The following is a 10,420-nucleotide window of genomic DNA, read 5'->3' as shown; positions in this document are numbered from 1 at the left end:
TGGGGCGGCGAACGAGAAAAGCCCTGGTCACTTCCGTGACCAGGGCTTTTGTGCCCCCGGCAGGACTCGAACCTGCGACCTAGAGATTAGAAGGCGCGAACCTTAATCCCGCAGCGCGGGCAGCACCTCGGCACCGATCCGCGCGATGTTCGCCAGCGTGCCCTCCGGCGTGCCGGACGCTTCCACGAACATGATCACCTGGGACACCCCGGTGCGCCGGAGGCTCGTCCGCAGGGTCTCGACACAATGCTCAACCGGGCCGACCGGATGGATCGCGCACAGGTTTTCCGTGTACTCCCAAGGATCCCGCGCCGGACCGGGCCGGTCGTCTACCGGCACATGAGCGGCCAGGCCGTCCGACAGCCAGCCCGGCAGGGCGCGGCGGACCACCGCGGAAGCATCGTCGCCGACCTGGCACAGCACAGTCGACACATGGGCCGCGGGCGCACCGTAAGCAGCGACGGTCGCGGCCTTCTCAAAGTCATCCGCGTGCAGGCCCAGCAACAACGGCAAGTCACGTTCAGCAGCCAGCCGGACGGCGAAAGAAGCAGGTCCGCCGCAGGCCACCACGACTTGCGGGGAGCGTTGCGGAGCAGGGCGCAACGGCACTTCGCGAAAAGAGAAGTGCGCCCCGTGCGCCGAAACCCGGCCGGCGGCGGCAGTCAGCAGAAGATCCAGCGACTCGGCGAAACCCGTTTCATAGCGCGGCAACCCGGTCCCGAACACTTCCAGATCCTGCCAAGGCCCGCCCCGGCCAACACCCAATCGCAATCGGCCGTCGGAAACCGCGTCCAGCATTGACCACTGCTCGGCCAACGCGACCGGATGCGTCGTCGACAGCACGCTCACCGCCGTGCCCACGCTGATCCGCGACGTTTGGCCAAGCACGTGCGCGGCGAGCGTGATGGCCGACGGGCACACGCCATAAGGCATGAAGTGGTGCTCGGCCAGCCACACGTCATCGAAGCCAGCCGCCTCGGCAGCAAGAGCGGCACGGACGGTGCGCCGCAGGACGGCGGCGTCGTCCTGGCCCGGGAAGCGGCCCGAGACCAGGAAGACGCCGAACCTCAGTTGTTCACCGACACGTTGTTGAACCACAGCAGCGGGTCCAGCCACGGGAACACCACGAACATCAGCAACGCCACAATCCCGAGCGCCAGCACGAGCGCGATCACGAGCTTCACCGCGAACGGACCGGGCAGATGCCGCCAGAGCCAGCCGTACATCAGGAACCGACTCCGATCTTCTTCAGCAGCGTCGTGTAATCCGGCACCTGCGTCTTCGGCACCTGGCGGGTCAGCACCGAGGTGATGATCAGCCGCTCCTTCGCCGAGAACTGCGGGTGGCACGTGGTGAGCGTGAGCAGCGAAGCCTGCTGCGCCTTGGGCAACGCGTCGGCCGGCTTGTACGGCACCGCGTTCACCGCGTCGCCCTGGCTCGGCTGGACTACCTTGCGGCCGAACGTCTCGTCGTACGGTCCGCCGCCGGGGATGCTCGAATTGCGCAGCGTCGAGACGCCCTTGCACTCCGGCTGCGCGCCCTTGCCGCTGCTCCAGCCCTTGATCTCGTCGTCGTAGGGCAGCACCTGGTAGATGAAGAAATCGCTGTGCGTTTCGATGACGATCTGGTCGCAGGAGCTCAGGTTGTCCAGGTCGTTGAACGGCGCGCCCTTGCCGACGCGGTGCCCGGCGATGCCGAAGTTGCCCGGTTCGCCCGGCAGCGCGGTGCCCTTGTAGTGGCCGGGGCCGACCGCCAGCGAGTCCTCGCCGGTGCCTTCCTGGATGGTGAAGTTGAAGTCCGCGCCGAACGACGGGATGTGGATCCGCGCGAACGCCTTGCCGTCGATCAGCTCGGGGTGCAGCGTGCGGTCCTTCTGCCAGTCGCCGTCGAGCTGGTCGCTCGCGGTGTGCTGTTTCTCCGCCGAGAACAGGTCGGTGACCCAGACCTCGTACACCATGAACAGCAGCACCACGACGCCGAGCGTGATGAAGATTTCGCCCGCGGTGCGGATCGCGATTCCGCCCTTGCCCAGCGGCGGCGGGGTCTTCTTGGCCTTCTTCTCGTCCTTGTCCGCGACGGCCACCGCGGAGAACACCTCGGTCGGCTGCTCCGCGAACTCCGGTCCGGTCATCCGCCGCCGGGACGGGTCCGGGGCCGCGGCGCCCACCCGGCGAGGCATCTGACGGCCTTCTTCCGGCTGACGGCGGGGATCTCCGCCGCGGGGACGCCGTCCGGGATCCCCAGGCTGCGCACGATCAGCGCGCGGGTCGGCCGGGCGCCGTTCGCCGCGCGGATTGCCTTCGGCGCGGAACTCGGCGGTACGGCGAGGTGCGTTGCCGCGAGGACCGCCGAAATCACCGCCGCGGGGGTCACCCTCGCGGGGCCGCCCTTGCCCAGGCCGGTTTTCGCCGCCGCCCTGGGCCGGTCCGCCCCGGTCGTTCGGCGTGCGCTGTTCGGGTGATCTCCGGCCCGGATCGCCTGCCACTCTTCGCCGCGGCGGTGTCTCCCCGGACTGCCTTCTCGGCGGCGGGGGCTGTCGGCGGACCGGGCGGTCAGGTCCCGTGCCGGGGCGGCGGTCGTCCTCGCCCGGCCAATCTTGCGGCGTCACCCAAGCTCCTCCCGCGCCCGGCCGGAGTCCTCCTCGGCACTCCAGGTGGCGCTATTGTCACAGTCTGAGAAACCCGACCGCTCCCGCCCGGTGCTGCGGAGCCGTCCTTTACGTTAACGTGTGCACGTGGCGCTGGTTGCGCACCCCGACAGCGGGACCTCGTCCAGGATGCCGCCACCAGGAATGCCCGAGAGCACGCGAGGAAACGATGCCGAAGTCGAAGGTCCGCAAGAAGACCGCGTACACCCCGCCTGTCGACCGCCGCACCCCGGTGAAGGTCCAGGCCGCGGGACCGTCGAACCTGTTCTACAAGATCGTCATGTTCGGCCTCATGCTCCTCGGGCTGGTGTGGCTGGTCGTGAACTACATCGCGGGCGACAAGGTTTCGTTCCTCAGCCAGCTCGGAAACTGGAATTTCGCGATCGGATTCGCCGCGATGATCGCCGGCCTGCTGATGACGATGCGGTGGCGCTGACCATCCGCCGGATCAGCTTTGCTCCGGACGGCCGATTGACACCGAATCACACCGGTGTGACTCATCCCCAGTGTGGATAACCCCTGTGGATAACCACCCGGCCTCGTGGGCTCCGCGCCGAAACCTCGTGGTAGTGGCGTGGGGCCTGACCGCGCTGTTGCTGGTCGGAACCGTCGTGGACGCGACCTTCGGCGACGGCAAGGGCGCGGTGCTCACCGGCCTCGCGACGCTGGCCGTCGGCGCGTTCGCGGTCCACTGGACGCTCGTGCGCCCTCGGCTTGCCGCGGATCTGGACGGTGTGCGCGCTCGCACGCTCAACGGCACGCACCAGCTCCCCTGGACCGGCACGACGGTCCGGCTGCGCAGCACGCGCCGCCTCGGCCGCGACGGCGTCACGCTCGAGCTGGAGCACGGCGATCAGCTGTTCATCTTCGGGCAGACCGATCTCGGCGAGGATCCTCGCGACGTGCTGGACGTGCTTACGGAGCTGCGGGCCCGGTCAGACGGAGCGTGACGTCCCGCAGCCGTAATAGGTCTGGCCGCGGGACTCGTGGAAACCGCACGAAACCGTGGGAATCTGGGTGGCTCGCCAGCCGATCAGCCCGGCGAGCGCGACCGCGACGATGACCGTGCCGATCGCCTGCCACCGGACCAGGTTCCGGGCCGGCGCGTAAAGCATCGCTGCCGTCACCAGCGCACCGGTGACGAGCCCTCCCGCGTGCGCCCAGATCGAGATGCCGGGGATCGCGAAGGTGACGTAGGCGTTGATCGCCAGGTTGACGAGCAGCGCGGAAGGGTTCAGCCGGAGCTTCAGAACGATGACCGCATAGCTGCCGAGCAACCCGAAGATCGCACCGGACGCGCCCGCGGTGGCACCGTCGATGTCCTGGAAGAGCAGCACCGCGGTGGAAGCGCCGAGCATCGACACGAAGTAGAGCGCCAGGTAGCGGATCCTGCCGAAGACCTGTTCCAAAGCGCGGCCCATCATCCACAGCGAGAACGCGTTCGCCGCGATGTGAACGGGCCCGTAATGCAGGAAACCGGAGGTGAAGATCCGCCACAACTCGCCGCCGCCGAGTGTGGCCGAGGGCCAGAGGACACCCGCCTGCTCGACGGGCGCGACTTGGTTGTTGAACAGGCTCTTCGCCTGGATGACGGTGACCAAGAAGATCACCACGTTCACCGCGATCAACGTGGCGGTGACGACGTAAGAATTGGACAGCCGGGCCCCCGCGATCGTGCGAGAACCCATCCCGGCATTGCGATACTGCCGTTGCTGCTGTTTCTGCTGCTGCGCCCCGGTCTGCACGCAGTCGGTGCACTGGAATCCCACCGGGGCCTCGCGCAGGCAGTCCGGGCAGGCCGGACGCCCGCAGCGGGCGCAGCTGAGGCCGGTCGGGCGGTTCGGATGCCACCAGCAACCGGGAAGAGACGGCGCGGACGGGTTCGGCGGTTGGCTCACGATGACTCCAACCTACCGAAACCCCGTCCCTGCCTGCGGCTCGTCAGTCTTCGACGGTGATCTTCTCGATAACCACGTCGGACAGCGGGCGGTCCGCCGGGCCGGTCGCGCTGGTGGCGATGGCGTCGACGACGTTCCGGGAGTCCTGGTCCGCGACCTCGCCGAAGATCGTGTGCCGGAAGTTCAGGTGCGAGGTCGGCGCGACGGTGATGAAGAACTGCGAGCCGTTGGTGCCCGGCCCGGCGTTCGCCATGGCCAGCAGGTACGGCTTGGAGAACTGCAGCTCGGGGTGGAACTCGTCGCCGAACTTGTAGCCGGGGCCGCCGCGGCCGGTGCCCGTCGGGTCACCGCCCTGGATCATGAAGCCGTCGATGACGCGGTGGAAGATCGAGCCGTCGTAGAACGGACCGGAGTTGCCGCCCTTCGCGTTCGGCTGGGTGTACTCCTTGGAGCCGGTGGCCAGCCCCACGAAGTTCGCCACGGTCTTCGGCGCGTGGTCGGGCAGCAGGTTCACGTGGATGTCACCCTGGTTGGTGTGCAGGGTGGCCTTGCGGGCGCTTTCAGTCACGCCGCCATCGTGCCACCCCTTCGCACAAATGGGGGGTTCAGGGGGCCGTCCCGGCCCGTCGCGCTGGACATCGGCCCAGGAAGAGACCACTTTCTTGAGGTTTCCGATCCGCCTCGAACGGGAAGCCGCAGCGGTGCGGGCGGAAAAAGGGCAGGATAGATGTCAAGCAACAGATCTGTTTCACAACGATTGATGAGGTGAAGACCATGACCCGGGCCGTGGAATCGGTCGGCGAGTCGGTCAAGTCCGGCTCGAGCGACCTGCGGAAGCTGGTCGTCGAGGCGGGCAAGGCGGGCGCGAAGGCCGCCGAGGCCGGCGCGGAGGAGCTGGGGAAGCAGAGCCGCCGGGCCCGGCGCAAGCTGGCGAAGAAGACGGAGCTGACTCGCAAGGAGCTCAAGAAGAGCTCCGCCGCGGCGCGCAAGGAAGCGCTCGCCCGCATCGCCGAGCTGAAGAAGCCGGGCCGCAAGGCGAAGAAGGCCGCGATCAAGGCCGCTGCCTCGGCCGGCGAGTCGAAGCGTCGCGGCAAGAAGGACTTCAAGGCGGCGAAGAAGGAGTTCCGCGTCGCGCTGGAGGAGGCGAAGAGCGCGGCCAAGGGCACCCGCAAGCGTCGCCGCTGGCCGTGGATCCTCGGTCTCGGCGCGGTCGCGGTCGGCACCGCCGTCGCGCTGAAGTCGCGTCAGCAGGAGCCGCCGGTCGCCCCGGCGCCGCCGAAGGCCACCCCGCCCGCTCCGCCGGCTCCGCCCGCGAAGCCGGCTCCGGAAGCCAAGGACGCGAAGGACGCCAAGCCGGGCGAGCCGAAGACGAACGGCAAGGCGCCGAGCACGTCGGCTGCGGAGAAGAAGAACTGAACGCGCGAAAAGGGCCCCGGGAAGTGCGTCCCGGGGCCCTTTTTCGTGCGAGCGCTCAGTCGGTTCAGACCGCGGCGGCGTGCTTGTCGATCAGCTGGCCGAGACGCGGCAGCGCCTCTTCGACGTTCTTCTTGCCGTTCGGGCGCAGCTTCGAGTAGACCTTCTTGATGCTGTCGCGGCTGCTGCGGTCCGCGCGGCTGTCGGTAACCCCGAGCAGCGCGTCCGAAGCCTCGTCCGAGCGGCTGGTCAGGTACGCGCCGAAGTCGTTGCCGCCCTTCGCGCGGTAGTCGCCGTAGAACGGCTCGAGCGCGCCGGCGAAGTCGTCCAGCAGGCTGTCGACCGCGGACGGGATGATGCCCGGCTTGATCTTCTTGACGGCGGCGAAGCCGGTCTTCACGACCGCGCCCGAGACCCCGCCCTTGTCGGAGACCTCGGCGTCCACGAGCTCTCCGAGGTCGGTGACCACGCTGGGGCGACGGCTCGAGTCGAGCAGGATTTCCTTGAGGGTGTCAGCCACGAATCTGTCCTTGTCGTCAAAAGGGGTAACCAAGTATTCGGTGCCGGACGGGCACCCGCCGCGCGAGTGTTGGGGGGACTGCGCGTGCTGCTTAGAGTAATACAAGATCAACTTCACTCACCCGTGCGGAGCCCGTTACTCAGAGCTTCAGGGCAGCGATAGCCTTTTTCGCCACTGTGCGTGCTTTGATGCTCTGCTTCTGGTTGCTCGTCACGATGACGGCGGCCTCGCCCTTCGCGACGGCGTAGACCACCCCGTCGCCGGCAGGCTGGTAGCCGCCCTTCCACCCCGCCGGATCCGAAGCCGGGTTCGACGTGTCGACCGGCGCGGCCTTGTTGACCAGCGCGGTCGCGACGTCGCTCTTGCCCACGTACACGCGCACGGACAGCTGGAGACTGCCGTCCGGGCGGTAGAAGAAGCACGTCGGATGCGGCTCGTCGTCGGACACGCTGACCTTGGTGACGTGCTGTCCGTTCGCGTCCTGCACCGTCTCGTTCGACAGGTACGGGCACTCCGCGGTGCGCGCGGGCTGCGGATCGGGCGGCAGCCCCGCGGACGCCGACGCGGAACTCGCCGGCGCCGAAGACGGAGTCTCCTTCGCCGGGCTCGACGGGTTGCAGCCGGCGAGCAGGACCAGGGCTGGGGCGAGAACGAGAAGTCGGCGCATGGCGGGCACAGTCAACCATGCCCGGTGAAGTCCGTGCGAAGGCGGCGCGTGCGACGATTGCCCCGGATTCCGCTCAGCCCGGGGAGGTCGCGGACGTGCTCACGCCCGAGCAGTACCTGCAGGTGGTCGCCGAACGCGTGGTGCGCAGCGGCGGCAGGCTCAACACCGTCCAGATCGGACCGGTGACCGCCGCGGTCGGCCTGTTCACCGAGTCGATCATGTTGTCCACGATGAACTACTGCGTCGTGGCCGGTGCTTATCCCGAGGTCGACGCGGCGACACTGCAGCAGTTCACCGGCATGGCCACCCAGCACGCCCGCGCCAACGTGCAGGGCACGATCGGCTGGACCGCCGGGTCGGTGGTGATCTGCGGGCTCGTCGGACGCGTGCACCCGGACGCCGCGCAACTGGCGAGCGCGAAGACGAGCAACCAGTTCGGCGGCGAAACGCGGATGGTCGCGGTGGATCCGTACGCGGGCGCGACGTACGCGTTCACCGGCGGGAAGCTCTGGGGCGCGGCGATGCACGGTGCGATCAACGCGAAGCTGACGTTCTGTTTCCCGCAGCCCGCCGAGGCTTTCCAGCAGGTGCAGTGGCAGCAGCAACAGGCCGCTTACCAGCAGCCCCCGCAATCGGGACCCGGCGGTTTCCCCGGGCAGATTCCGCAGGGGCCGATGCCGCAGACTTCTCCCCCGCCCGCCGCGGGTCCGGCCGGGCCGCAGCCGCCGCATTACCCGCCGCCGGGGCAACCGCCGTACGGTCGGTGACATGGTTTCGTTGCGCGGCTGGCAGTCGTTCCCCGAACAGCTCCCGGACTTCGACCCGGACCGCACCCCGGAAACGCCCGAGGAGCTGTTCCTCGCTTGGCTGACCGAAGCCGGCGACCACGTGCTGGCCCCGCACGCGGTCACTCTGTCCACAGTGGACGCCGACGGCGCACCGGACGCTCGCGTGGTCATCCTGAAGAACGTCGACGAGGACGGCTGGGCGATCGCGACCAGCTCGGAAAGCCCGAAGGGCCAGCAGCTGACGGCGAACCCGCGGGCGGCGTTGACGTTCTTCTGGCCCGGTCGCGGACGACAGGTGCGCGTGCGCGGTCTGGTGGTCCCGGCCGCGGCCGAGGTGTCCACCGACGACTTTCTCGCTCGTCCGCCTGCGTCGCGGGCCGAGGCGTACGTCGGGCATCAGTCGGAGGTGCTGTCCGACCCGGCGAAGCTGGTCGAAGCCGCCGAGGCAGCGGCGGAGTGGGTGGCGGAAAACCCGGACGCGGCACCGGAAACGTGGACGCGCTACCTGATCCAGCCGGAATCGGTGGAGTTCTGGCAGGCCTCGCACGACCGGCGGCACGTCCGGGTCCGCTACCGCCGCGAACCCGCGGGCTGGGTCCGCGAACGGCTCTGGCCCTAGAGCCGGGAGTTGGCGCGCAGCTTGGAGATCGCGCCGACGGTGGCGTAGCCGCGCCACTCCAGCGAGGCCATCGGAGAGAAGCTGGCGAAGTCGACCGTCCAGCCGCCGTCGGGCTGCTGGCCCTGTTCCAGCCGGGTCAGGTCCGCCTCGACCGCTTCCGGGGCGAACAGCCGCCGGGACGGGCCGGGCACCGGGCTGAAGTCCAGCGGGCGCAGCACCTCGCCCTCGGAGCCGCCCTGCACCGGGACGATTCCGCTCTCCGGCAGGAACTTCCCCAGCTTCGTCAGGAGTTCGTCGGCCTCCGGGTACCGGTCGTACGCGGCGTCGAGCAGGTGGATCGCGAAGCTCAACTCGATGACGTGCGGCATCTCGTCGAGGTCCCGGATCGCGCGCAGGCACGTCTCGGTCGCCCGCGCGAGCCACGGATGGGCCGCGACCGCCTCGTCGTGTTCGGCGACCCGCCACGCCGCCGACGTGACGAACGCGGTGCTCTGCAACGAGAACGCCGTCGGGTCGGCTCCGGTCCAAAAGGGAGCGCACGCGGTCGGGTCGGCGACCGGGAACGCGAACGGCAGCCCGCCGTCGGCGAACGACACCGACTCCAGCCAGTCGCACAGCTGCACCGCGTGCGGCGTGGTCACCGGCGCGATGTCGCCGAACATCTCGAACGCGTGCAGCGCGCCGCCCGGCTGGCTTTCCGGCGCGCGCAGGTCCGGCTCCAGGCCCCAGCCGTAGCCGCCGTCCGGATTCCGGTAGGCCGCGACCGCCGCGAGCACCTCCTCGGCTCGGCCGTTTCCTTCCAGCAACTCGAACCGCCGCTGGTCCAGCAACCGGCCGTGCCCGGCGAGGAACGGGGCGACGGCCTCCAATTTCACAGTCACCCGGAAACCGTCGCACGTGCCCGGCGCGGCGGTCTTGAACGAATCGGCCACCAGCCCGAAAGAGCGGATTACTGGGACCGCGGCGATCGTCATGGCACGATTTCGGGGTGACCAGCAAGCCGGACGACGCGCAGCGATTGGCCGATCTCGCACGGTTGCGCCGGGTGCGCGACCGGATCGACCGCGAGTACGCGCGTCCCCTGGACGTCGAGGCGCTCGCGCGGAGCGTCAACGTGTCCGCCGGGCACCTCAGCCGGCAATTCCGCGCCGCTTACGGAGAGTCGCCGTATTCGTATCTGATGACCCGTCGCATCGAGCGCGCGATGGCGCTGCTCCGCCGAGGCGACCTGAGCGTCACCGAGGTGTGTTTCGAGGTCGGCTTTTCGTCGCTGGGGACGTTCAGCACGCGGTTCACCGAGCTGGTCGGGAAGCCGCCAAGCGTTTACCGCCAGGAGGAGACCGGGGCGACCGAGGGCATGGCGCCGTGCGTCGCGAAACAGGTCACGCGACCGATCAGGAATCGAGAAGCACCCCCTTCGGCGCGAACCTAGTGTGATCGGCATGGAGATGACCATTCACGCGAGCTTCCTCCCGCACACCGATCCGGAAGCGACGCTGACCTTCTACCGCGACGTCCTCGGCTTCGAGGTGCGCAACAACGTCAAGTACGGGGACATGGCCTGGATTACCGTCGGCCCGCCCGGACAGCCGGACACCTCGGTCGTGCTGCAGCCGGTCGCCGCGTTCCCCGGCCTCACCGACGACGAACGCCGGATGATCGCCGAAATGATGGCCAAGGGCACCTACGCCGCACTGAACCTGGCCACCAAGGACGTCGACGCGACCTTCAACCGGTTGCAGGCCAGCGACGCCGAGGTCGTGCAGGAGCCGACGGACCAGCCCTACGGCGTCCGCGACTGCTCGTTCCGCGACCCGGCCGGGAACCTGATCCGCATCCAGCAAGCGAGCTGAAGAAGTCCGAGCCGG

15 protein-coding genes are annotated in these 10,420 nt (G+C 68.9%); 7 read left to right on the top strand and 8 right to left on the bottom strand.

Features of this window, described 5'->3' with window-relative positions:
* Positions 1-102: 102 nt before the first annotated feature.
* The 3 genes from ACFXI3_RS41720 to ACFXI3_RS41710 are packed head-to-tail and all read right to left on the bottom strand — an operon-like array spanning position 103 to position 2,179.
* Complete coding sequence (locus ACFXI3_RS41720) at positions 103-1,098, bottom strand: LLM class flavin-dependent oxidoreductase (protein WP_378407287.1); 996 nt, start codon at positions 1,096-1,098, stop codon at positions 103-105.
* Complete coding sequence (locus ACFXI3_RS41715; protein ID WP_344282313.1) at positions 1,068-1,226, bottom strand: hypothetical protein; 159 nt, start codon at positions 1,224-1,226, stop codon at positions 1,068-1,070. Before ACFXI3_RS41715 ends, ACFXI3_RS41720 begins: the two co-directional genes overlap by 31 nt.
* The gene (locus tag ACFXI3_RS41710; protein ID WP_344282315.1) at positions 1,226-2,179 is read right to left on the bottom strand and encodes a class E sortase; all 954 of its coding nucleotides are present in this window, start codon (positions 2,177-2,179) and stop codon (positions 1,226-1,228) included. Before ACFXI3_RS41710 ends, ACFXI3_RS41715 begins: the two co-directional genes overlap by 1 nt.
* A gap of 637 nt (positions 2,180-2,816) precedes the next feature.
* Between ACFXI3_RS41710 and crgA the strand changes: the two genes are divergently transcribed.
* Both crgA and ACFXI3_RS41700 read left to right on the top strand, forming a co-directional pair.
* A complete protein-coding gene (gene crgA / locus ACFXI3_RS41705; RefSeq protein ID WP_101436684.1) occupies positions 2,817-3,083 on the top strand; it encodes a cell division protein CrgA in 267 nt (88 codons plus the stop codon).
* Positions 3,084-3,168: 85 nt separating this feature from the next.
* Positions 3,169-3,597, top strand: coding sequence for a PH domain-containing protein (locus tag ACFXI3_RS41700; RefSeq protein WP_378407284.1), 429 nt, complete (start codon positions 3,169-3,171; stop codon positions 3,595-3,597).
* Here ACFXI3_RS41700 and ACFXI3_RS41695 read toward each other — a convergent pair.
* Both ACFXI3_RS41695 and ACFXI3_RS41690 read right to left on the bottom strand, forming a co-directional pair.
* A complete protein-coding gene (locus ACFXI3_RS41695; RefSeq protein ID WP_378407282.1) occupies positions 3,583-4,545 on the bottom strand; it encodes a rhomboid family intramembrane serine protease in 963 nt (320 codons plus the stop codon). The two genes, ACFXI3_RS41700 and ACFXI3_RS41695, sit on opposite strands and share 15 nt — an antisense overlap.
* A 43-nt stretch (positions 4,546-4,588) precedes the next feature.
* Positions 4,589-5,113, bottom strand: coding sequence for a peptidylprolyl isomerase (locus ACFXI3_RS41690; protein WP_344282324.1), 525 nt, complete (start codon positions 5,111-5,113; stop codon positions 4,589-4,591).
* A 206-nt stretch (positions 5,114-5,319) separates the two neighbouring features.
* Here ACFXI3_RS41690 and ACFXI3_RS41685 point away from each other — a divergent pair, with 206 nt between their 5' ends.
* A complete protein-coding gene (locus ACFXI3_RS41685) occupies positions 5,320-5,961 on the top strand; it encodes a hypothetical protein (protein ID WP_378407280.1) in 642 nt (213 codons plus the stop codon).
* 64 nt (positions 5,962-6,025) lie between these two features.
* Here the strand turns inward: ACFXI3_RS41685 and ACFXI3_RS41680 are convergent, their stop codons facing one another.
* Both ACFXI3_RS41680 and ACFXI3_RS41675 read right to left on the bottom strand, forming a co-directional pair.
* On the bottom strand, positions 6,026-6,478 hold the full coding sequence (locus ACFXI3_RS41680; RefSeq protein ID WP_116206128.1) for a DUF6918 family protein: 453 nt from the start codon (positions 6,476-6,478) through the stop codon (positions 6,026-6,028).
* Between the two features lie 139 nt (positions 6,479-6,617).
* On the bottom strand, positions 6,618-7,145 hold the full coding sequence (locus tag ACFXI3_RS41675) for a DUF2020 domain-containing protein (RefSeq protein WP_354735944.1): 528 nt from the start codon (positions 7,143-7,145) through the stop codon (positions 6,618-6,620).
* Between the two features lie 95 nt (positions 7,146-7,240).
* Between ACFXI3_RS41675 and ACFXI3_RS41670 the strand changes: the two genes are divergently transcribed.
* Positions 7,241-7,912 carry a hypothetical protein gene (locus ACFXI3_RS41670; RefSeq protein WP_378407291.1) on the top strand — a complete coding sequence of 224 codons (672 nt, stop codon included), beginning with the start codon at positions 7,241-7,243 and terminating at the stop codon, positions 7,910-7,912.
* A 1-nt stretch (position 7,913) separates the two neighbouring features.
* Complete coding sequence (locus ACFXI3_RS41665; RefSeq protein ID WP_378407278.1) at positions 7,914-8,552, top strand: pyridoxal 5'-phosphate synthase; 639 nt, start codon at positions 7,914-7,916, stop codon at positions 8,550-8,552.
* On the opposite strand, the gene ACFXI3_RS41660 is transcribed toward ACFXI3_RS41665, so the two are convergent.
* Positions 8,549-9,433, bottom strand: coding sequence for a hypothetical protein (locus ACFXI3_RS41660; RefSeq protein ID WP_378407289.1), 885 nt, complete (start codon positions 9,431-9,433; stop codon positions 8,549-8,551). The two genes, ACFXI3_RS41665 and ACFXI3_RS41660, sit on opposite strands and share 4 nt — an antisense overlap.
* Before the next feature lie 107 nt (positions 9,434-9,540).
* Here ACFXI3_RS41660 and ACFXI3_RS41655 point away from each other — a divergent pair, with 107 nt between their 5' ends.
* Both ACFXI3_RS41655 and ACFXI3_RS41650 read left to right on the top strand, forming a co-directional pair.
* Positions 9,541-9,984: a helix-turn-helix transcriptional regulator gene (locus ACFXI3_RS41655; protein ID WP_344282339.1), complete on the top strand. Its 444-nt coding sequence runs from the start codon at positions 9,541-9,543 to the stop codon at positions 9,982-9,984.
* 10 nt (positions 9,985-9,994) lie between these two features.
* On the top strand, positions 9,995-10,405 hold the full coding sequence (locus ACFXI3_RS41650; protein ID WP_344282342.1) for a VOC family protein: 411 nt from the start codon (positions 9,995-9,997) through the stop codon (positions 10,403-10,405).
* The last annotated feature ends 15 nt before the right edge of the window (positions 10,406-10,420 follow it).

The sequence above is a fragment of the Amycolatopsis sp. NPDC059235 genome, from assembly GCF_042754125.1.
Lineage (GTDB): Bacteria > Actinomycetota > Actinomycetes > Mycobacteriales > Pseudonocardiaceae > Amycolatopsis > Amycolatopsis albidoflava.
Note: the sequence above shows the minus strand (reverse complement) of the source record. Positions and strands in the feature narration are given on the sequence as shown.